This is a genomic window from Pseudomonas sp. LBUM1672 (assembly GCF_059695655.1).
The window spans coordinates 1,747,096-1,767,901 of record NZ_CP166781.1 but is presented as its reverse complement, the minus strand read 5'-3'; the positions used below and the strand labels follow the sequence as shown (position 1 = coordinate 1,767,901).

The window sequence follows — 20,806 nt, the reverse complement described above, 5'->3', positions numbered from 1 at the left end:
CACTACCTCAGCCGTTGGGCCCTACTGTCGCAACGATGGTCACTTGCTTGTTGTCAGGTATTTCCTGATAAGCCAACACATGCAAACCCGGGACTGCCAGTCGGCCGAATCGCGAAAGCATCGCGCGAACCGGACCGGCCACCAGCAGAATCACCGGTTGACCTTGCATTTCCTGACGCTGCGCCGCATCGATCAACGAACGCTGCAGCTTTTCAGCCATGCTTGGCTCCAGCAGAACGCCCTCTTCCGAGCCTTGTCCTGCCTTCTGAAGACTATTGAGCAATATTTGTTCCAACCTTGGCTCCAGCGTGATAACTGGTAGCTCGGAGTCAGTGCCTACAATGCTTTGGACGATTGCGCGGGAAACGCCGACGCGCACCGCAGCCACCAAAGCGGCAGTATCTTGACTCTTGGCCGCATTGTTGGCGATGGCCTCGGCGATGCTGCGAATATCCCGCACGGGCACCTGTTCGGCCAACAACGCTTGAAGCACTTTGAGCAGCTGCGAGAGCGAAACCACCCCCGGCACCAGCTCTTCGGCCAGCTTCGGTGAGCTTTTGGCCAGCAATTGCATGAGTTGTTGGACTTCTTCGTGACCGATCAACTCGCTGGAGTGCTTGTACAGAATCTGGTTCAAGTGCGTCGCCACGACCGTGCTGGCATCCACGACGGTGTAACCAAGCGATTGTGCCTGGGCACGCTGGCTGATTTCGATCCACACCGCTTCCAGGCCAAAAGCCGGATCTTTGGCGGTTATGCCGTTGAGCGTGCCGTAGACTTGCCCCGGGTTGATCGCCAGTTCGCGATCCGGGTAAATCTCGGCTTCGGCCAGGATCACGCCCATCAGGGTCAGGCGGTAAGCACTCGGCGCCAGGTCGAGGTTGTCACGAATATGCACAGTCGGCATCAGGAAGCCCAGGTCCTGGGACAGCTTCTTGCGCACGCCCTTGATCCGCGCCAGCAACTGACCACCCTGGTTGCGATCCACCAGCGGAATCAGGCGATAGCCGACTTCCAGGCCGATCATGTCGATCGGCGTCACATCGTCCCAGCCCAGCTCCTTGGTTTCCATGGCACGGGCCGGCGATGGCAGCAGCTCTTGCTGACGCTTGACCTCTTGCAGGGCCTGAACCTTGACCACGTTCTGCTTCTTCCAGAACAGGTACGCACCACCGGCCGCCAACGCGGCCATGGACAGAAAGGAGAAGTGCGGCATGCCGGGCACCAGGCCCATCACCGCCATCAAACCGGCCGCCACGGCCAACGCTTTGGGCGAGGCGAACATCTGGCGATTGATTTGCTTGCCCATGTCTTCCGAACCGGACGCACGGGTCACCATGATCGCTGCAGCGGTCGATAACAGCAGTGATGGCAATTGCGCCACCAAACCGTCACCGATGGTCAGCAAGGCGTACACCCGGCCGGCGTCGCCAAAGGTCATGCCGTGCTGGAAGATACCGACCGCCATGCCGCCGATCAGGTTGATGAACAGAATCAGCAAACCGGCGATGGCGTCACCGCGCACGAATTTGCTGGCACCGTCCATTGAGCCGTAGAACTCGGCTTCCTGGGCCACTTCCACCCGGCGCAGTTTGGCCTGGTTCTGGTCGATCAGGCCGGCGTTCAAATCGGCGTCGATCGCCATTTGTTTACCGGGCATCGCATCGAGGGTGAAACGCGCGCTCACCTCGGAAATCCGCCCGGCACCCTTGGTCACCACGACGAAGTTGATGATCATCAAGATCGCGAAGACCACGATACCAACCACGTAGTTACCGCCGATCACCACCTCGCCGAAGGCCTGGATTACCTTACCGGCGGAAGCGTGACCGTCCTGTCCGTGAAGCATCACCACCCGGGTGGATGCCACGTTCAGCGCCAGTCGCAACAGCGTCGCCACCAGCAGAATGGTCGGGAACACTGCGAAATCCAGCGGCCGCAAGGCGTAGACGCAAACCAGCAGGACGACGATCGACAACGCGATGTTGAACGTGAAAAACACGTCCAGCAGGAACGGCGGGATCGGCAACATCATCATTGCCAGCATGACCAGCAGCAACAACGGCACACCCAGGTTGCCCCGACTCAAGTCGGCAACGTTTGTGCGGGCAGTGTTGAATAACTGAGAGCGATCCACCGGTTTTCCCCGTTTCTTTAAAGCAAACTTTTGACGCCCAAACCAGGCGCAAGGCGGCTATTGCAAGAAACCTTCCAACTTTTGCAGGCGCTTGAAATAGAGGGGGTCTAAGGGAAATCGCAGTGGCTGATCCGGCGCTTTCGCGAGCAAGCCCGCTCCCACATTTAACCGCGCGCGCTCAGAGAAATGCGGTCGAATGTGGGAGCGGGCTTGCTCGCGAAGAGGCCATCAGCGACAGCGCAAAACTCAGGAATCGCGGCGCAGATCCGGTGGAATCGGCAGATTATCCTTGAGCGGATCCGGGCGCTTGCCCTTGCCCGCGCGGTATTGGCGGATCTGGTAGACGTAGGCCAATACCTGGGCAACCGCCAGATACAACCCACCAGGGATTTCCTGCTCCAGCTCCGTGGAGTAGTAGATCGAACGTGCCAGGGCCGGCGATTCGAGCAGCAGCACATTGTTGGCCACGGCGATTTCACGAATCTTCAAGGCGAGGAAGTCATTACCCTTGGCCAACAGCACCGGCGCACTGCCCTTGTCCGGGTCGTACTTGAGGGCGACGGCGTAGTGCGTCGGGTTGGTGATGACCACATCAGCTTCGGGAATGGCCGCCATCATCCGCCGCTGCGACATCTCGCGCTGCAACTGGCGAATGCGCTGTTTGACCTCCGGACGCCCTTCCTGATCCTTGTGTTCGTCGCGCACTTCCTGCTTGGTCATCAGCAGTTTCTTGTGGCTTTCCCACAGCTGCACCGGCACGTCGACGGCGGCGATGATGATCAGCCCGCAGGCCATCCACAAGGTGCTCCAGCCGACCACTTGCAGGCTGTGAATGATCGCCATGTCCAACGGTTCGTGGGCAATGCGCATCAGATCGTCGATGTCGGAAGACAACACCGCCAGCGCCACGAACAGCACGATGAAAAACTTCGCCAACGCCTTGAGCAGTTCGACCAGCGCCTTGGCCGAGAACATTCGCTTGAGCCCCGCGCCGGGGTTCATGCGACTGAATTTCGGCGCCATGGAGCCCGCTGCAAACAGCCAGCCACCGAGGGAAATTGGGCCGATCAGCGCAGCCAGTAACAAAGTGATCATTACCGGTTGAATCGACAGCAGGGCGATCTGCCCCGAGTGCAAGAGGAAGGTGCCCATGTTGCGCTGATCCAGAATCACTTCACGCGACAGCGTGAAGTTCATCCGCATCAACTCCATCAGGTCCTGGGCCAACGCGCCGCCGAAAATCAGCAGCGCACCGGCGCCGGCAAGCATGACCGCCAGGGTGTTGAGTTCCTTGGAGCGCGCAATCTCGCCCTTGTCCCGGGAGTCCTTTTTACGTTTCTCCGTGGGGTCTTCTGTTTTGTCCTGACCGCTTTCGCTCTCAGCCATGACTCAGCGCGCCCGTGCCAGTTCGCGTAACAACTGCAAGGCCTCGGAGGCCAGCGGTTGATACTGATTGATGATGTCCGCCAGACCGACCCAGACGATGAACAGCCCGAGCACCAGGGTCAGCGGGAAGCCGATGGAAAAGATGTTCAGCTGCGGCGCGGCCCGGGTCATCACGCCAAACGCAATGTTGACCACCAGCAACGCCGTGATCGCCGGCAGCACCAGCAATAACGCAGCACCGAGGACCCAGCCCAGCTTGCCGGCCAGTTCCCAGAAATGATTGACCATCAAGCCACTGCCTACCGGCATCGTGGTGAAGCTTTCGGTCAGGACTTCGAAGACCACCAGGTGGCCATTCATGGACAGGAACAACAGCGTCACCAGCATGGTGAAGAACTGCCCGATCACCGCCACTGAGACGCCGTTGGTGGGGTCGACCATCGACGCGAAGCCCATGCCCATCTGAATGGAGACGATCTGCCCCGCCACCACGAACGCCTGGAAAAACAACTGCAAGGAAAAGCCCAGCAGCGCGCCGATGAGGATCTGCTCGGCGATCAGCAACAGCGCACTCAAATCCAGCGCATTGATCGGCGGCATCGGCGGCAGGCCCGGCGCAATCACCACTGTGAACGCCAGGGCGAAGTACAGGCGCACGCGAGTGGGCACCAGGGACGTGCCAAAGACCGGCATGACCATCAGCAACGCGCCAATGCGAAACAGCGGCAACATGAACGTCGCGACCCAGGTACTGATCTGGGTATCGGTCAGTTGCAGCAGCGTCGGCATGGTTTAGCCGATGACCTGAGGAATGCTGCCGTAAAGCTGCAGGATATATTCCATGAACGTCTGCACCATCCACGGGCCGGCGACGATCAGCGTCACCAACATCACCAGCAAGCGCGGCAGGAAACTCAGGGTCTGTTCGTTGATTTGCGTGGCGGCCTGGAACATCGCCACCAGCAGGCCCACCAGCAGGCTCGGAATCACCAGCACCGCAACCATCATCGTGGTCAGCCACAGCGCTTCGCGGAAGATGTCTACCGCCACTTCCGGCGTCATGGCGACACACCACCGAAGCTGCTCGCCAGGGTACCGATAATCAACGCCCAGCCATCCACCAGCACGAACAACATGATCTTGAACGGCAGGGAAATGATCAGCGGCGAGAGCATCATCATACCCATGGCCATCAGCACGCTGGCCACGACCAGGTCGATGATCAGGAACGGAATGAAGATCATGAAGCCGATCTGGAACGCGGTTTTCAGCTCAGACGTCACGAAGGCCGGCACCAGAATGGTCAACGGCGCCTGATCCGGCGAGGCTATGTCAGTGCGCTTGGACAGGCGCATGAACAGCTCGAGATCGCTGCTGCGCGTCTGCGCCAGCATGAAGTCCTTGATCGGCACCTGGGCCTTGGCCACAGCATCCTGAGCGGTGAGCTTTTCCGCCAGGTATGGCTGCAAGGCGTCCTGATTCACGCGGTCGAATACCGGCGCCATGATGAACAGCGTCAGGAACAGGGCCATGCCGGTAAGGATCTGGTTCGACGGCGTCTGCTGCAGGCCCAGGGCCTGGCGCAGGATCGAAAAGACGATGATGATCCGGGTGAAACTGGTCATCAACATGACAAACGCCGGGATGAAACTCAGCGCCGTCATGATCAGCAGAATTTGCAGGCTGACCGAATATTCCTGAGCGCCATTGGCGTTGGTGCCCAGCGTGATCGCCGGGATCGACAACGGATCGGCGGCGAACGCCAGCGGCGCGACCAGCATCAGGGCCAGCGTCAAGACGATGCGTAACGCACCCATTACTTCTTATCCTTCTGATCCTTGCCGAGCATCTTCAACAGATGCTGGGCAAACTCCGGAGTCGCGCTCTCGGTGGTGGTCGGCACGTCAATCGGCTCTTTAAGCACATGCAGCGCAGTGATCGTGCCAGGGCTCAGGCCAAGCAGGATTTGCTCGTTGCCGACCTGCACCAGCATCAAACGATCGCGCGGCCCCAAGGCACGGGAGCCGACAATCTCGATCACCTGCCCTTTACCGGCCGGCCCGGCCTGCTGGACCCGGCGCAGCAGCCAGGCGAGGAAGAAGATCAACCCCAGCACCAGCAGCAAGCCGAACACCAACTGCGTCAATTGCCCGGCCACACCGCTACTGGTCGCCGGTGCAGCAGCGACCGTTGCAACCGTGGCCACGGGTTCGGCTGCCAGAACACTGAACGGCAACGCAAGCAGAAGCCCCAGAACCTTTTTCACTTAGCGCAGCTTCTTGATACGTTCGCTAGGGCTGATCACGTCGGTCAGGCGGATGCCGAACTTCTCGTTGACCACGACCACTTCGCCGTGGGCGATCAGGGTGCCGTTGACCAGCACGTCCAGCGGCTCACCGGCCAGGCGATCGAGCTCGATCACCGAACCCTGGTTGAGTTGCAGCAGGTTGCGGATGTTGATGTCGGTGCTACCCACTTCCATGGAAATCGACACCGGGATGTCGAGAATCACATCGAGGTTCGGACCGTCGAGGGTGACCGGATCGTGGTTCTTCGGCACGCTGCCAAACTCTTCCATCGGCAGACGGTTGGACGGAGAACTGGCGGCGTCGGCAGCCAGCAAGGCGTCGATATCGTCCTGGCCGGCATCACCGGTTTCTTCCAGGGCGGCAGCCCATTCGTCAGCCAGTGCCTGGTCGTCCTGGGCGTTCATATCGTCGTTCATCATGTGTCCTCGGCGGGCAACTGCTCAATCAAGAGCAGCCAATTAATAGGGGGTTGGAGCGCCGGTCAGCGACGCTCGATCGGCTCGATCACTTGCAACGCGAGGTTGCCTTTGTGCGAGCCCATCTTGACCTTGAAGGCCGGCACGCCGTTGGCGCGCATGATCATTTCTTCGGGCATCTCGACCGGGATTACGTCCCCCGGTTGCATGTGCAGGATGTCGCGCAAGCGCAACTGGCGACGGGCAACCGTGGCACCGATCGGCACGTCGACGTCGAGCACGTCTTGGCGCAGGGCGTTGACCCAACGCTCGTCCTGGTCGTCCAGGTCCGACTGGAAGCCGGCGTCGAGCATTTCGCGCACCGGCTCGATCATCGAGTACGGCATGGTCACGTGCAGGTCGCCGCCACCACCATCGAGTTCGATGTGGAACGTCGACACCACCACCGCTTCGCTCGGGCCGACGATGTTGGCCATGGCCGGGTTCACTTCCGAGTTGATGTACTCGAAGTTCACTTCCATGATCGCCTGCCAGGCTTCCTTCAAATCGACGAAGGCCTGCTCCAGCACCATGCGCACCACGCGCAACTCGGTGGGGGTGAATTCACGCCCCTCGATCTTGGCGTGACGGCCGTCGCCGCCGAAGAAGTTGTCCACCAGCTTGAACACCAGTTTGGCGTCGAGGATGAACAACGCGGTGCCGCGCAACGGCTTGATCTTGACCAGGTTGAGGCTGGTCGGCACGTACAGCGAGTGCACGTATTCGCCGAACTTCATCACCTGCACACCACCGACGGCAACGTCCGCCGAGCGGCGCAGCATGTTGAACATGCTGATGCGGGTGTAGCGGGCGAAACGCTCGTTGATCATTTCCAGGGTCGGCATGCGTCCGCGGACGATGCGATCCTGGCTGGTCAGGTCGTAGCTTTTTACGCTGCCGGGTTCGGCGGCGGTATCGGTCTGTACCAGACCATCGTCGACGCCATGCAACAGCGCGTCGATCTCATCCTGGGACAGCAGGTCCTGCACGGCCATGTCGTGTTCCTACTGCAGTACGAAATTAGTGAAAAGCAGCTGTTCGATAACCACTTTGCCGAGTTCTTTCTGCGCCACTTCCTGGACGCTGGCCGTGGCCTTCTGACGCAACATCTCCTGGCCGACCGGGGTCGCCAGCGTGGCGAAATCCTGGCCGGAGAACAGCATGACCAGGTTATTGCGGATCACCGGCATGTGCACTTTGAGCGCTTCCAGATCAGCCTGATTGCGCCCCAGCATGGTGATGCTCACCTGCATGTAACGCTGGCGACCGCTCACGTTGTAGTTGGCCACGAAAGCCGGGGCCATGGGCTCGAAAATCGCGGGCTGCTTGCCGACGACAGCAGTTTCAGCGGCGGCAGGTTTGCTCTGGGCGCTGTGCATGAAGAACCAGGTCGCCCCCACAGACATGCCGATCGCCAGCAGCAGGGCCACCACGATCACAATGATCAGCTTGATCTTGCCTTTGGTTGCGGGGTCTTTTACTACTGCGTCGCTCTTCGCCATGCCAATAATCCGTCACTATTCTAGTTTTCACAGTCGCACGGCAAGGCAAGAGCAAGTGTTATGCCAGAAGTGTCGGGAGGGAGTTGAGCGGGGAGTTGCGGCACACCACAACCCCCTGTGGGAGCGAGCCTGCTCGCGATGAGGCCATAACATTCAACATATGCATTGACTGTTACACCGCTATCGCGAGCAGGCTCGCTCCCAGAGTGGGTATTGCGTTGGATCAGGCGTAATAGTCGACGGCGCTGGAGCCGATCACGCTGGTCGCGGTGGCCGCCACTTCAGTGACGGTCGGTGCAACCTCGTCATCCATGCCATCGAGGCGTCCGCCGCTGGCATTGGTCCGACCGCCCTGCCCCTGTTGAGCCTGATCCTGGCCCTGCCCTTGCCAGCCACGAGACTGGTCGGACACGTTGACGTCCACCTGGCCCATGCCCTGTTGCGTGAACATGTCACGCAGGCGATGGATCTGGCTGTCCAGCGCTTCGCGTACGCTTGGATGGGCGCTCATGAAGGTGACCTGGGTTTGCTGGTCCGGAACCATGTTGACCCGGATATCGAGACGCCCCAGTTCCGCCGGTTGCAACTGAATGTCGGCTGCCTTGAGGTTGGCACTGGAAAGGTACATGACGCGGTTGACCACTTCCTCGGTCCAGCCGCTCTGATGCATGGCAATCGGCTGGTTCACCGGCAAGGCATTGGCGGTTTTCGGAGTGGCCGCCTGAGTCAGTGCCGCCAGACGGTTGGCGAAGTCATCGACTCGGGTATCGCTGCTGGCAGACGTCAAATCCTTGAGGCCGCTATCGATCAGACCGCTGAAAGCCTTCTCGCCGCCCTGGCTGGTGCTGTCCTTGTCGGCTTGCACGTCGAGCATGCTGGCCATGCCGGCGGCAAAGTTCTGCGCCGCCGTCAGCTCACCGTCAGCCTGGGTTTGGGCAGGTGTGGCTTTTGGCTGGGCCTGGCTGCTGGCGGACACATGACCGCTCTGCTCCATGGCCATGCGCACGGCCGGCAGCGCGTCGAGCGGATCAGCCTCAGGATCGAAATCGCTATCGGTGACAGGCGCCGCTTGCACGGTCGCGGCAACGACGGCTGCGGCAACTGGCGCTTCAGCCTGTGGCGGTGCGGGCGTGACGACTGGCGCAGCGGTTGGTACGACCGGCACGGTCACCAACGGCTGCACTGCCTGCATCAACGCAGTATCAAGGGCGGGATCGAGGCTCGGATCAACAGGCGCCGCATCAACCACCGGCGTTTCAGTGGTCTCGGCCTGATCGTCGCTGGCCGTTACGTCATCGGTCGGCGCCGGTTTATCGGCGGGCAAGGAATTGCCGCTATCGGCAACCACCGGCTCCGGAGCGGCAGGCTTGTCACTGCTCACATCCGGTTTGCCGGTGCCCTGCGGGGCATTATCGGCAGCAGATTTAGTCGGTTTATCAGCGACCGCAGAAGGCTTGTTCCGGGCTTGATTGGCGTAAACATCAGCGAAGCTGGACGCCTTGCCCCCTGGCTCAGAGCCTGGCGCCGGGGTATTGGCGGAGGCGACTTGAGTCTTGGCCGTCGCGACGGCCTGCAGAAGCGAATGGGGGGTAACGGGCATAAAACGGTCTCCGCTGCACTGGGATCGTAGGTACAGTTGAGCGAGATAGTTGCAAAGGTCGAGCCAGGTTGGCTCGACAGCGGCCAAAAGCGCCGGACGGTCGCGTTACTCAGCGATAGAGCGCTGTTTCTCAGCCTCATACAGCGGGCGGACAATGGCAAATTCACCATCGATTTCACCGACAAGCGCTTCGATACCCGTGAGGCTCTTTTCCTTGGCGCGACGTTCCAGCTCACTGCACAACTCTGCCAAGCGAACGGCGCCCATGTTGCTGCTGCTGCCCTTGAAACTGTGGGCGGCATTCATGAGTTGCGCTGCATCTTCTGCCTTTCGCAACACGCGCAAACGCTCTTCGGAGTCGGAGATGAAGGTATCCAGTAACATCGGATACTCACCCTCCATGACTTCCTGCAACGCGCTCAGCACGTCGCGGTCCAGATGTGTGTCAGCCACTTGCTCACTCCTTGATCAAGAATGGGTGAATTATGCCAGAGCCTCCCAGAAAAACTCCACGCGAGCACTACGACCATCGTCGGACCAGCTCGCGCTACGGCTCAATTGGCGGATCAGACTGACGCCGCGTCCCGACAGACGGCCACCGTCAACGGGACGCTCCATCACCCGCGCCACATCAAAGCCTTTGCCGCTGTCTTCGACCCGCACAATCAGGCTCCCGCCCTTGCCGGTCGGCACGACTTGCAAATGCACCCGCACATAGCCGTCGCTTAACGCCTCCAGCCGCTCACCGCGCGCTTGATAATAGCGCGCGAACCCCGAGGCATCGCGTTTGAGGCTTGAATCCAGCCCGAGCACGCCGTGCTCAAGGGCATTGGAATAAAGCTCTGCCAACACGCTGTAGAGCGCGCCACTCTGAGCTCGCAGACCGTGGACCTCAAGCAACAATTGCAAAAGGTACGGCAGCGGATTGAAACGCTTGAGGGTCGCGGCACGAAATTCGAAACTCACCGACCAGTCCAGCGGACAGGACTGACCACTGTCGGAATACACCGGCGCCGGTGGAATCAGTTGCGCAGCCTCCAGCAGACTGACCTCGACCATGCTCACGTCATCGCGAGCCTCGCCACGAAAGTCCAGCAACGCTTGCTCGATTTCCTCGAACAGCGCGTCTGGATGACGATTGGCCGCAAACACCCGCTGCAGCCGCTCCACACCAAACAACTGTTCGTTGGCATCGCAGGTATCGATGACCCCGTCGGACAGCAGGAACACCCGATCGCCGACGGCCATCGGAAACACTTCGGTGCGGTCATTGAAGGTTTGCGGGCTCAGCACACCCAGGGGCAAGTGCCGCGCCGGCAGCGGCGTGCGCTCCCCCGTGGCGATACTGTGCAAGTAACCGTCCGGCATCCCGCCGTTCCAGACTTCCACCGAGCGCCGCTGAAAGCTCAGACTCAGCAAGGTGGCGCAGCAGAACATGTCCACCGGCAGGATGCGTTTGAGCTTGGCATTCATCTCGCGCAAGGTTTCGGCCAGGCCGTAGCCCTTGGCGGTCATGCCGTAAAAGACTTCAGCCAGGGGCATGGCGCCCACGGCGGCCGGCAAACCGTGACCGGTGAAATCCCCCAGCAGCACGTGCATGTCGCCGGCCGGGGTGAACGCTGCGAGCAGCAGATCGCCGTTGAACAACGCATACGGCGATTGCAGGTAGCGGATGTTCGGCGCACTCAGGCAGCCCGAATGCGCCACCTTGTCAAACACGGCCTTGGCCACCCGCTGCTCGTTGAGCAAGTAGTCGTGATGTTTGGCGATCAGGTCACGCTGCTGCAGCACCGTGGCCTGTAACCGGCGCAAGCGGTCCATGGCCTTGATCTTGGCGGCGAGGATCACCTGGTTGTAGGGCTTCGCCAGAAAGTCATCGCCACCGGCCTCCAGACATCGGGCCAGGGCCTCGCTTTCGGTCAGCGAGGTCAGGAAGATGATCGGCACCAAGGTTTCCCCGGCCAGCGCCTTGATCTGCTGTGCCGCCTCGAACCCGTCCATCACCGGCATCATGGCGTCCATCAGCACCAGGTGCGGCCGCTGCTCGCGAAACGCTTCGACCGCTTCGGCACCGTTGGCGGCCGTGAGCACCTGGTGGCCCTGGCGGCGGACGATGCTCGACAGCAGCATGCGATCGGCCGCGCTGTCTTCGGCGATGAGGATCGTCAGCGGTTCAAGCGACGGCTGCATGGCGGTCATGCAACGTCGAAGATTTGTTCAAAGTTGGAGATGGCGAGAATCTTGCGCACATCGGCGTTGGCGTTGGTCAATGTGATTTCGGCATTCTCGCCGCCGGCGTGATCACGCAACAGCAAGAGCATGCCGAGCGCGGAACTGTCGAGGTAGGTGGCATCCTTCAAATCCACCTCGAAGGACTCGGGTTTTGGCTGCAGGTTTTCGTAGGATTCACGAAACTCCTGATGCTTGGCGAAATCGAATCGTCCCTTGATCGAAATCGTCAGTTTTTGCCCATCCTGGGAGATTTCTGTAACGACTGACATTTTTAACGGCTTCCTTGTCATGGGGGAACGTACGTGTACAAGGTTTAGCACTTGGCGGAGATGGGAGCAAGGCGGGAAATTGTGGTGTCTGTCAGACCGCCTTCGCGGGCAAGCCTCGCTCCTACAGGTTTTGTGTCGTACACAGCAATTACGAACGACACGGATCCTGTGGGAGCGAGGCTTGCCCGCGAAGAACGATCACGCGGTCCGACTGACTCAATACGGATCATGCCGCGGCAACCGCTGGGACAACTCATCCAGCAGCTTCTGCTCGCGCTTGTCTTCGAGCTTGCGCGCCTCGTCCATGTAGCGTTGTACAAGTTTTCGCAAGCCTTCGACCCGGGCAAACGCCTGCTGCCATGACTCGCGCGCCTTGTTCAGGTTGTTCTGGTGCCAGTTCAGGCTTTGGCGCTGCTGATCGATGGCGGTGCCCAGTTGCGCAAGAAAGCCCTGATAGCCGAGCAACCACTGACCGGAAACGCCCGAACTGCCGCGCACGATCCATTGTTCCTGGTATTCGAGGCGAAAGTTTTCGAGGTCGGCGAGTTTGCTTTCCGCCACACGAACCTGGCCCTGGAAGTGCCCGAGGCGCATGACCGCGGTTTTTTCGGCCTTTTCGGCCATTTCCACCACCGGTGCCAAGCGTGCCGCGCGGCTCTGGGCCATGGCCGGTTAGCCGCCCGCTGCCGGGGCGAAGATGGTGGCGAGGTGGTTTTCGCTGGCGCCCATGCCGATGTTGTCGTTCAAACCCTGACGCAGATACGTGGTCATGGCCGGTTGCAGGGAAATCGCGATGTCGGTTTCTCGATCACCGCCCGGCACGTAGGCGCCGACGCTGATCAAGTCGCGGCTTTGCTGATAGCGCGACCAATACTGCTTGAACATCTGCGCGCGCGCCATGTGCTCGGGGCTGACCACCGAGGGCATGACCCGGCTGATGGACGCTTCGATGTCGATAGCCGGGTAATGGCCTTCTTCGGCCAGGCGCCGGGACAGCACGATGTGCCCGTCGAGCACGCCTCGCGCCGAGTCGGCAATCGGATCCTGCTGGTCATCGCCTTCCGACAATACGGTGTAGAACGCGGTGATCGAACCGCCGCCCTTCTCGGCGTTACCGGCCCGCTCCACCAGTTTCGGCAACTTGGCGAACACCGACGGCGGATAACCTTTGGTCGCGGGCGGTTCGCCGATGGCCAGGGCGATTTCCCGCTGGGCCTGGGCGAAACGGGTCAGCGAATCCATCAGCAACAGGACATTCTTGCCCTTGTCGCGGAAATATTCAGCGATGCGCGTGCAGTACATGGCCGCGCGCAGACGCATCAGCGGCGCATCGTCCGCCGGCGAGGCGACGACCACCGAACGCTTGAGCCCTTCTTCACCGAGGATGTGCTCGATGAACTCTTTAACTTCACGGCCCCGCTCACCGATCAGCCCGACCACGATGATGTCGGCCTCGGTAAAGCGGGTCATCATGCCCAGCAGCACGGATTTACCGACGCCGGTACCGGCGAACAGACCGAGACGCTGACCGCGACCGACCGTCAACAAACCGTTGATGGTGCGGATGCCCACGTCCAGCGGCTCACTGATGGGTTCGCGTTTGAGCGGGTTGATGGTCGGGCCGTCCATCGGCACCCAGTCTTCGGCCTTCATGCCGCCCTTGCCGTCCAGCGCACGACCGGCGCCGTCCAGCACCCGCCCGAGCATGCTCATGCCCATCGGCAAGCGGCCAGTGTCTGCCATAGGAACCACACGGGCACCGGGCGCAATGCCGGCGACGCTGCCGACCGGCATCAGGAACACCTTGCTGCCGGAGAAACCCATGACTTCGGCTTCGACCTGCACCGGTTGATAACTGTCGTCGTTGATGACCATGCAGCGGCTGCCCATGGCAGCGCGCAAACCTTCGGCTTCGAGGGTCAGGCCGACCATGCGCAGCAGACGGCCTTCGAGGATCGGCGCCCCCGCCAGCGTAGTGACCTCGGCGTAACTGCCGAGGCGCTTGGCGAAGCTGGTGCGATCAAGGCGCATCGGGGTCGTCCAGTGTCGGAGCGACCGCAGGCTTCTCGTCGACCGGCAGTTCCAGGCTCAGATCCGGCGCAGCCGGGTGCAAGGCCTGGTCGTGCAACTGATCGAAGAGCTTGGCCATGACCTGGGCGACACGGGTTTCAACAGTGGCGTCGATGCGACTGTGCTCGGTCTCGACCCGGCAACCGCCAGGCAACAGAGACTCGTCCTCGACGATGCGCCAGGTTTCTTCATGGCGCTCGCGCAGGGCTTTGACCTGTTCGAAATCCTGCGGATTGATGTACAGCCGCACATTGCCCACGCCCAACGGCAAAAGCTTGAGGGCTTCGCGCATGACGTGTTCGATTTGCGTCGAGTCGATGGCCAGTTCGCGCTGAATCACCTGTTTGGTGATGTGCTGCACGAGATCAACCAAAGACTTTTCGATCTGGGTGTCTTGCTCGGCGATGGGCTCGAACAAGTTGGCCATCAGCTGTTCCAGGCCCGCGACCTTTGGTGCCAGGACGGCTTCGGCTTCCTGACGGACCTTGAGCGTGGTGCTGTGGAAGCCTTCTTTCTCGCCGATGGCGAAGCCTTCGTTGTAAGCCTCCTGACGGATGCTTTCGAGTTCTTCGAGGGTCAGTGGCTGGACTTCATCCAGCGGCACTTCTTCCATTTCCGGCGGTTCAGGCTCGGGTTCCGGCTCGGGCTCCGGCACAAAAGGATCGAAGCTGGGCAACGCCCAGACGTCGAAACCGGCGACGTCCTTGCCTCGGATCAGGTCGGTCTGGGACTCATCATGTTTGGACGACATAGTGACCTTAGATCATCTCTTCGCCGCCCTTCCCGCCGAGAACGATTTCTCCGGCTTCGGCCATACGGCGGGCAATGGTGAGGATTTCTTTCTGCGCGGTTTCCACGTCGCTGACGCGCACCGGGCCTTTGGCCTCGAGGTCGTCGCGCAACAGTTCGGCCGCTCGTTTGGACATGTTCTTGAAGATCTTCTCCTTGACGCCTTCGTCCGAACCCTTGAGGGCCAGCACCAGCACGTCGGAGGACACTTCGCGCAGCAACGCCTGAATCCCGCGGTCGTCGACATCGGACAGGTTGTTGAACACGAACATGAGGTCTTCGATCTGACCGGACAGGTCTTCGTCGACTTCGCGAATCGAGTCCATCAGTTGGCCTTCGATCGAACTGTCGAGGAAGTTCATGATATCGGCCGCGCGCTTGATGCCACCCAGGGTGGTGCGCGAGGCATTCGAGTTGCCGGAGAACTGCTTCTCGAGAATCTGGTTGAGCTCTTTCAGGGCCGCTGGCTGCACGGTGTTCAGCGAGGAAACCCGCAGAATGATGTCCAGACGCACCTTGTGATCGAAGTTGCCAAGCACTTCACCGGCCTGATCCGGGTCGAGGTACGCCACGACGATCGCCTGGATCTGTGGGTGCTCGTATCGGATCACGTCGGCGACGGCGCGCGGCTCCATCCACTTCAGGCTGTCGAGGCCGCTGGTGTTGCCGCCCAGCAGGATCCGGTCGATCAGGCCGTTGGCCTTGTCTTCGCCCAGTGCCTGGGTGAGCATTTTGCGCACGTAGTCGTCGGAGCCGACGCCCAGGCTGGTCTGGTCGCCGACGATGTCGACGAACTCACTCATGACCTGCTCGACCTGCTCGCGATGGACGTTGCCCATCTGCGCCATGGCCACACCCACACGCTGGACCTCTTTGGGCCCCATGTGGCGCAACACTTGCGCAGCATCGGTAGAACCCAGGGACAGCAGCAGAATCGCGGCTTTGTCGACCTTGGTCAGTTTGGCGGCAACGGCTCGGTTATCACTCATCTGCGTTAATCCACTCTTTCACGACCTGGGCCACGCGACCCGGATCTTCTGCCACCAGACTCTTGATTGCATTCAACTGTGCGTCATAGCCTTCGCTCGGGCTCGGCAGCAGGATGCTTTGCGGACCGCCGAGGCTGACGCGGTCGTTGGCCAGTTCGCCGTCCAGGCCGCCCATGCCACCGAGTTCCACATCACTTCCCAAGCCAGCAAGCTGTTTGCCTTTGCCGCCACCGGTGATGTTGTTGAGCACCGGACGCAGCACACCGAACACCAGCACCAGGATGAACAACACACCCAGCACTTGCTTGACGATGTCCCAGAACCACGGCTGGGAGTAGAACGGAATATCGGCAATCACTTCACCGCGCTCGGCGGAGAACGGCATGTTGATCACGCTGACGCTGTCACCCCGGCTGGCGTCGAAACCGACGGCGTCCTGCACCAGGCGCGTGAAGCGCGCCAACTCATCGGCGCTCCACGGCGCACGAGTGGTCTCGCCGTTGGCGGCGTTGACCTTGACCTGATCATCCACGACGACCGACACCGACAGGCGATTCAGACGACCCTGCTGTTGCTTGGTGTGGCTGATCGAGCGGTCGAGTTCGAAGTTCTTGGTGGATTGTTGACGCTTGTCCGCCGGGTACGGCGCCAGCATCGGCTGACCGGTGGCCGGGTCCATGATTTGCTGACCGTTGGCATCGATCAACGGCTGGCCTGGCTGCACCATGCCGGCGGCTGCGGTGCTGCCACCGGTGGTTTGCGGCGCGGAGGCTGGCGATGGCGGCTGGTTGCTCAGGGCACCCGGCACACCTTGCGGGCCATTGCTGGCGGTGCGTTGTTCGTTGACCGACTGCTCGCTGCGCAGCGCCGGTTGGTCCGGATTGAACTGCTCGGAAGTCGACTCGACGGCGCTGAAGTCCACGTCGGCCGATACTTCGGCTTTATAGCGGTCGTTGCCCAACACCGGTTGCAGGATGTTGTGCACGCGCTGGGTCAGCATGCTTTCCATGCGACGGCTGTAGTCGAATTGCTTGCCGGCCATGGTCAGTTCGGAGTTTTCCGCCTGATCCGAAAGCAAGTTGCCCTTCTGATCGACCACGGTGATCTGGGATTTGCTGAGCTCGGGAACGCTGGTCGCGACCAGGTTGATGATCGCCACCACCTGACCCGGCTCCAGCGAGCGGCCGGAATACAGCTCAACCAGCACCGATGCACTTGGCTTGCGTTCGTCACGCACGAACACCGAGCTTTTCGGAATCGCCAGGTGCACGCGGGCACCCTTGACGTTGTTCAGGCTGGAAATGGTGCGGGCCAGTTCGCCTTCGAGGCCGCGACGATAACGGGTCGCTTCCATGAACTGGCTGGTCCCCAGGCCCTGGTCCTTGTCGAGGATCTCAAAACCGATGTTGCCATCGCTGGGAGTGACACCAGCGCCCGCGAGCTTGAGCCGCGCACGGGACAGGTCTTCGGCCTTGACCAGCAAGGCGCCGGAGTTGGGTTCCACGGTGTAGGGAATATCGGCGGCGGCCAGGGTATCCATGACCTGCTTGGCGTCCATACCGGCAAGGCTGCCGTACAGAGGCCGGTAGTCCGGCTGCTGAGACCACAGCACCACGGCAAAGCCAATCGCCACGCTCGCAGCCAGGCCGACCAACAGGCCTACCTGACGCAACATGGTCATCTCGGAGAGGTTTTCCAGGAAGGACAACCCGAACAGCGGCGGTTTGCCGTCTACTGGGGTGGCCTTGGCCGGAACGTTATCGGCGACTGCTTCTGCCATGACTCAATTCGTCCTTAAACCGGCATCTGCATGATGTCTTGGTATGCCTGAACCAGCTTGTTGCGCACTTGGGTCAACGCTTGAAAAGACACGCTGGCCTTCTGCGAGGAAATCATCACGTCCGTCAGGTCGACGCCACTTTTGCCGATCTCGAAGGCACTGGCCAACTGACTGGACGCCTGCTGGGTGTCGTTCACTTTATTGACAGCCTGACCGAGCATGTCGGAAAAGCTGCTGCCACCCAGTTCAGGGACTGCGGCAGTCGATTTAGGCGCAGACATGGCATCCATTTGCATGGAACGCATGTCCAGCATCAACCGATTGAATTCAATACCTTGGCTCATGATCTACTCTCATTGGCGACCCGCAATTTTTTGACACTCACTCGGCGGGTAGTGAGGTGTTAGCAACAAGGGTGCCAGCTCCGTGGCCGCTCTGAACAAAAGCCCTTCCCGGGCCCTCCTCAACTGTGAATCACCACAAAAACCAAGTGGGAGCGGGCTTGCTCGCGAATACGGTTTTCCATTCAACAGAGATGCTGGCTGGACTACAGCTTTCGCGAGCAAGCCCGCTCCCACATGTCGATCGGTGTTGCTAGCGTCAACTTTCAGGTAGCAAACAAATACGCTTCCACATCCATGCCGGCATCACGCATCTGCGCCAGCTTGTAGCGCAAGGTGCGCGGGCTGATGCCCAGTCGCTCGGCGGCTTCCTTGCGGCGGCCGCGTTCGGTGCGCAAGGTGTCGATGATCATCTGGAACTCACGGCGGCGCAGGTCGTCGCCCAACGCCCCGGCCGATTCAGCCTCGACCTCCACCGCCCGCACCGGCGCCAAGGCCGGCAACGGCGCACAGGCCACCGGCCCGGCCAGGCAGAAATCCTGAGGCTGGATCAAACCGCCCTGCTGCAGAATCAAGGCGCGCTGGATTGCGTTGTCCAGTTCACGCACGTTGCCCGGCCACGGATAACCGATCAGGCACGCCTGCGCCTCGGGTGACAGTTTCGCCGCAGCATGCTTCATTTTATTGACGTGTTTGGCCAGCAGACGCTCGGCCAGCGGCAGGATGTCGGCGGTGCGCTCACGCAACGGACGCCACGCCAGCGGAAACACCGACAAGCGATAGAAGAGGTCTTCACGAAAGCGCCCCGCCGCCACTTCACCGGACAGATCACGGTTGGTGGTCGCCACGACCCGGATATCCAGGGTGATCGGCTTGCGCGCGCCGACCCGCTCGACTTCGCGCTCCTGCAACACACGCAGCAATTTGGCCTGGAGCCCGAGGGGCATTTCAGAAATTTCGTCGAGCAGAATGGTGCCGCCATCGGCCTGCTCGAACTTGCCAGCCTGCGCCGCGATGGCACCGGTGAACGAACCTTTTTCGTGACCGAACAAGGTGGCTTCGAGCATGTTGTCGGGGATCGCCGCGCAGTTGATCGCAATGAATGGCTGACTGGAGCGATGGGAGTGCTGATGAATGTAGCGAGCCAACACTTCTTTACCGGTCCCGGACTCGCCGGAGATCAATACCGTCGAATCGCTGCGCGCAACCCGCGCGGCCAGCTCCAGCAATTGCACGCTGGCCGGTTCGAAGGCGATCGGCCCTTCGCTCTCGGTCGCGCCGAGCGCGCCCAATGCGTGCCGCGCCACCAGATCGAGCAAGGCTTTGGGTTCGAACGGCTTGACCAGATAATCCGCAGCGCCCTGGCGCATCGCATCGACGGCCCGTTCGACAGCGCCGTGAGCGGTCATCAGCAACACCGGCAGCTGCGGCTGACGCGCTCGCAGCAAACCGAGCAGTTGATGGCCGTCCATGCCCGGCATATTGACGTCGCTGATCACCAGGCTGAACGCCTCGTTACCGACCGTCGCGAGCGCCTCTTCCGCCGAACCGACCGCCGTGTAATCGTGCCCCGCGAGCAACAGCGTATCGGCCAGTGCTTCGCGTAGCGCGCGGTCGTCCTCGACCAGCAGAACCTTGATTGCCATTTCCTTCACTCCGCTCCCTGAGCGCTGGGCTGCTCACCGGAAAAAAGCGGCAGGGTCACTTGCGCACAGGTGCCGCGACCCGGCCGCGAGCGCAACTGCAATTCTCCCTGATGAGCACGGGCCACTGCCTTGACCACGGTCAGGCCCAGGCCAGTCCCTGTGGTTTTAGTGGTGAAAAACGGCTCGCCGAGACGCGCCAGCACTTTACCGTCGATACCGCTGCCGCTGTCACTGACGCACACGCGCAGGTTGTTTTCACGGGCGTAGAAATGCACCTTCAAGCGGACATCACCGGCACTGGCTTGAATGGCGTTCTCGATCAGATTGAGAATCGCCCCGACCAGGGTGTCGCGATTGCACAGCAACTCGCCGGCGTGACTGTCGCACTGCCAGCGAATCGGCAGGTCTTGAACATGGGTCAGCGCTGCCGATTGCAGCGACTGCATCAGCTGCTTGGGCGTGACGCGGTCGGTCAACGGCAGCTCGCCGCGCGCAAACACCAGCATGTCGCGAACCTGATGCTCCAGTTCATGCAGGCGCTCTTTAAGGCGCCCGGCGAAACGCTGCTGGGTGGCGACAGGCAACTCCTGCTCAGTCAAATGACTGGCATAGAGCAAGGCGGCGGACAGCGGCGTACGAATTTGATGGGCCAGCGAAGCGACCATTCGCCCAAGGGACGACAGGCGTTCGTGACGGGCCAGTTGATCTTGCAGATGACGGGTTTCAGTCAGGTCGTTGAGCAACACCAACTGCCCAGGCTCGGCATCCAGCGAGCGAGTGGCGATCGACAGACGCCGACCGTCCTTGAGAGAGATTTCATGACCGTCGTCTTCGCGGGGCGCAAAGCAGCGGGCAATGACATGGCGCCAGAGTTCGCCTTCGAGAGGCAGTCCGAGCAGTTCGCAGGCCGCCGGGTTGGCTTCGCGCACGATCCCTTGGGCGTCGATGACGATGACGCCGCCGGGCAACAAATCAAGGAGGTTTTGCAGACGGTTGGCCAGACGTTCTTTTTCCGCCAGCTCTTGCATGCGCTGCGCGCTGACCACTGCCAGCTCGCCCTTGAGCTCGGTGACCCGGGCTTCAAGCATGCTGTAGGAATCAGTCAACTGGCTCGACATCTGATTGAACAGCGAGAACGCCTGCTCAAGGCCAAGCCGGCTTGCCTGCTCTACGGACGACGGTTGCCCCGAAGTGTCAGGGACAGGAGACATCTGGGCGGCTTGGGGCATCGTGCTCTCTCGCTTGGCTGACCGTCAGTTAAACGGAACGTTGCGAGGGATGTAGCAATACCCGTGCCTAAA

Annotated in this window: 21 protein-coding genes; all 21 read right to left on the bottom strand. The window is 61.0% G+C overall.

Features of this window, described 5'->3' with window-relative positions:
- Nucleotides 1-7: 7 nt before the first annotated feature.
- The 21 genes from flhA to ACA053_RS07825 all read right to left on the bottom strand — a co-directional run bounded on the left by flhA (nt 8) and on the right by ACA053_RS07825 (nt 20,716).
- Complete coding sequence (gene flhA / locus ACA053_RS07925) at nt 8-2,137, bottom strand: flagellar biosynthesis protein FlhA (protein WP_109628595.1); 2,130 nt, start codon at nt 2,135-2,137, stop codon at nt 8-10.
- A 246-nt stretch (nt 2,138-2,383) separates the two neighbouring features.
- Entirely contained in the window at nt 2,384-3,523 is a 1,140-nt protein-coding gene (gene flhB, locus ACA053_RS07920) for a flagellar biosynthesis protein FlhB (RefSeq protein ID WP_497316455.1), read from the bottom strand.
- A 3-nt stretch (nt 3,524-3,526) separates the two neighbouring features.
- Entirely contained in the window at nt 3,527-4,312 is a 786-nt protein-coding gene (gene fliR / locus ACA053_RS07915) for a flagellar biosynthetic protein FliR (RefSeq protein ID WP_497316453.1), read from the bottom strand.
- 3 nt (nt 4,313-4,315) lie between these two features.
- Nucleotides 4,316-4,585, bottom strand: coding sequence for a flagellar biosynthesis protein FliQ (fliQ, locus tag ACA053_RS07910; RefSeq protein WP_219095676.1), 270 nt, complete (start codon nt 4,583-4,585; stop codon nt 4,316-4,318).
- Nucleotides 4,582-5,340, bottom strand: a complete 759-nt coding sequence (gene fliP, locus ACA053_RS07905; RefSeq protein WP_010456947.1) for a flagellar type III secretion system pore protein FliP — start codon at nt 5,338-5,340, stop codon at nt 4,582-4,584. The genes fliQ and fliP overlap by 4 nt, the downstream gene beginning before the upstream one ends.
- Nucleotides 5,340-5,789, bottom strand: coding sequence for a flagellar biosynthetic protein FliO (gene fliO, locus ACA053_RS07900; protein WP_497394919.1), 450 nt, complete (start codon nt 5,787-5,789; stop codon nt 5,340-5,342). Before fliO ends, fliP begins: the two co-directional genes overlap by 1 nt.
- A complete protein-coding gene (gene fliN, locus ACA053_RS07895; RefSeq protein WP_109628591.1) occupies nt 5,790-6,248 on the bottom strand; it encodes a flagellar motor switch protein FliN in 459 nt (152 codons plus the stop codon).
- A gap of 65 nt (nt 6,249-6,313) precedes the next feature.
- Nucleotides 6,314-7,282: a flagellar motor switch protein FliM gene (gene fliM / locus ACA053_RS07890; RefSeq protein WP_109628590.1), complete on the bottom strand. Its 969-nt coding sequence runs from the start codon at nt 7,280-7,282 to the stop codon at nt 6,314-6,316.
- A 9-nt stretch (nt 7,283-7,291) separates the two neighbouring features.
- Nucleotides 7,292-7,789, bottom strand: a complete 498-nt coding sequence (fliL, locus tag ACA053_RS07885) for a flagellar basal body-associated protein FliL (protein WP_109628589.1) — start codon at nt 7,787-7,789, stop codon at nt 7,292-7,294.
- 223 nt (nt 7,790-8,012) lie between these two features.
- Entirely contained in the window at nt 8,013-9,389 is a 1,377-nt protein-coding gene (locus tag ACA053_RS07880) for a flagellar hook-length control protein FliK (RefSeq protein ID WP_497394917.1), read from the bottom strand.
- Nucleotides 9,390-9,494: 105 nt separating this feature from the next.
- Nucleotides 9,495-9,842 (bottom strand): Hpt domain-containing protein, encoded by a 348-nt coding sequence (locus ACA053_RS07875; RefSeq protein ID WP_497316444.1) that lies wholly within the window; start codon nt 9,840-9,842, stop codon nt 9,495-9,497.
- A gap of 30 nt (nt 9,843-9,872) precedes the next feature.
- Nucleotides 9,873-11,579, bottom strand: coding sequence for an ATP-binding SpoIIE family protein phosphatase (locus ACA053_RS07870; protein ID WP_497396138.1), 1,707 nt, complete (start codon nt 11,577-11,579; stop codon nt 9,873-9,875).
- Nucleotides 11,580-11,584: 5 nt separating this feature from the next.
- On the bottom strand, nt 11,585-11,890 hold the full coding sequence (locus tag ACA053_RS07865; RefSeq protein WP_497316442.1) for an STAS domain-containing protein: 306 nt from the start codon (nt 11,888-11,890) through the stop codon (nt 11,585-11,587).
- Nucleotides 11,891-12,106: 216 nt separating this feature from the next.
- Complete coding sequence (gene fliJ, locus ACA053_RS07860) at nt 12,107-12,556, bottom strand: flagellar export protein FliJ (RefSeq protein ID WP_109628585.1); 450 nt, start codon at nt 12,554-12,556, stop codon at nt 12,107-12,109.
- A gap of 6 nt (nt 12,557-12,562) precedes the next feature.
- Nucleotides 12,563-13,921, bottom strand: coding sequence for a flagellar protein export ATPase FliI (gene fliI / locus ACA053_RS07855; RefSeq protein WP_109628584.1), 1,359 nt, complete (start codon nt 13,919-13,921; stop codon nt 12,563-12,565).
- Nucleotides 13,911-14,711 (bottom strand): flagellar assembly protein FliH, encoded by an 801-nt coding sequence (gene fliH, locus ACA053_RS07850; RefSeq protein WP_109628583.1) that lies wholly within the window; start codon nt 14,709-14,711, stop codon nt 13,911-13,913. The genes fliI and fliH overlap by 11 nt, the downstream gene beginning before the upstream one ends.
- Nucleotides 14,712-14,718: 7 nt before the next feature.
- Nucleotides 14,719-15,738 (bottom strand): flagellar motor switch protein FliG, encoded by a 1,020-nt coding sequence (gene fliG, locus ACA053_RS07845; RefSeq protein WP_007894195.1) that lies wholly within the window; start codon nt 15,736-15,738, stop codon nt 14,719-14,721.
- Nucleotides 15,731-17,518: a flagellar basal-body MS-ring/collar protein FliF gene (fliF, locus tag ACA053_RS07840; protein ID WP_497316439.1), complete on the bottom strand. Its 1,788-nt coding sequence runs from the start codon at nt 17,516-17,518 to the stop codon at nt 15,731-15,733. The genes fliG and fliF overlap by 8 nt, the downstream gene beginning before the upstream one ends.
- Nucleotides 17,519-17,532: 14 nt before the next feature.
- Entirely contained in the window at nt 17,533-17,862 is a 330-nt protein-coding gene (gene fliE / locus ACA053_RS07835) for a flagellar hook-basal body complex protein FliE (RefSeq protein ID WP_010456962.1), read from the bottom strand.
- A gap of 263 nt (nt 17,863-18,125) precedes the next feature.
- Nucleotides 18,126-19,505 (bottom strand): sigma-54-dependent transcriptional regulator, encoded by a 1,380-nt coding sequence (locus ACA053_RS07830; protein WP_497316437.1) that lies wholly within the window; start codon nt 19,503-19,505, stop codon nt 18,126-18,128.
- Nucleotides 19,506-19,510: 5 nt separating this feature from the next.
- Entirely contained in the window at nt 19,511-20,716 is a 1,206-nt protein-coding gene (locus ACA053_RS07825) for a sensor histidine kinase (RefSeq protein ID WP_497394915.1), read from the bottom strand.
- Between the last annotated feature and the right edge of the window lie 90 nt (nt 20,717-20,806).

Excerpts from the sequence above, each read along its gene's own strand:
- fliR (WP_497316453.1), bottom strand. The coding sequence starts at position 4,312 with ATGCCGACGCTGCTGCAACTGACCGATACCCAGATCAGTACCTGGGTC.
- fliG (WP_007894195.1), bottom strand. The coding sequence starts at position 15,738 with ATGAGTGATAACCGAGCCGTTGCCGCCAAACTGACCAAGGTCGACAAA.
- fliQ (WP_219095676.1), bottom strand. The coding sequence starts at position 4,585 with ATGACGCCGGAAGTGGCGGTAGACATCTTCCGCGAAGCGCTGTGGCTG.
- fliL (WP_109628589.1), bottom strand. The coding sequence starts at position 7,789 with ATGGCGAAGAGCGACGCAGTAGTAAAAGACCCCGCAACCAAAGGCAAG.
- ACA053_RS07865 (WP_497316442.1), bottom strand. The coding sequence starts at position 11,890 with ATGTCAGTCGTTACAGAAATCTCCCAGGATGGGCAAAAACTGACGATT.
- ACA053_RS07880 (WP_497394917.1), bottom strand. The coding sequence starts at position 9,389 with ATGCCCGTTACCCCCCATTCGCTTCTGCAGGCCGTCGCGACGGCCAAG.
- fliJ (WP_109628585.1), bottom strand. The coding sequence starts at position 12,556 with ATGGCCCAGAGCCGCGCGGCACGCTTGGCACCGGTGGTGGAAATGGCC.
- fliF (WP_497316439.1), bottom strand. The coding sequence starts at position 17,518 with ATGGCAGAAGCAGTCGCCGATAACGTTCCGGCCAAGGCCACCCCAGTA.
- fliH (WP_109628583.1), bottom strand. The coding sequence starts at position 14,711 with ATGTCGTCCAAACATGATGAGTCCCAGACCGACCTGATCCGAGGCAAG.
- fliN (WP_109628591.1), bottom strand. The coding sequence starts at position 6,248 with ATGAACGACGATATGAACGCCCAGGACGACCAGGCACTGGCTGACGAA.
- ACA053_RS07870 (WP_497396138.1), bottom strand. The coding sequence starts at position 11,579 with ATGCAGCCGTCGCTTGAACCGCTGACGATCCTCATCGCCGAAGACAGC.
- fliI (WP_109628584.1), bottom strand. The coding sequence starts at position 13,921 with ATGCGCCTTGATCGCACCAGCTTCGCCAAGCGCCTCGGCAGTTACGCC.
- fliM (WP_109628590.1), bottom strand. The coding sequence starts at position 7,282 with ATGGCCGTGCAGGACCTGCTGTCCCAGGATGAGATCGACGCGCTGTTG.
- flhB (WP_497316455.1), bottom strand. The coding sequence starts at position 3,523 with ATGGCTGAGAGCGAAAGCGGTCAGGACAAAACAGAAGACCCCACGGAG.
- ACA053_RS07830 (WP_497316437.1), bottom strand. The coding sequence starts at position 19,505 with ATGGCAATCAAGGTTCTGCTGGTCGAGGACGACCGCGCGCTACGCGAA.
- fliP (WP_010456947.1), bottom strand. The coding sequence starts at position 5,340 with ATGGGTGCGTTACGCATCGTCTTGACGCTGGCCCTGATGCTGGTCGCG.
- ACA053_RS07825 (WP_497394915.1), bottom strand. The coding sequence starts at position 20,716 with ATGTCTCCTGTCCCTGACACTTCGGGGCAACCGTCGTCCGTAGAGCAG.
- fliE (WP_010456962.1), bottom strand. The coding sequence starts at position 17,862 with ATGAGCCAAGGTATTGAATTCAATCGGTTGATGCTGGACATGCGTTCC.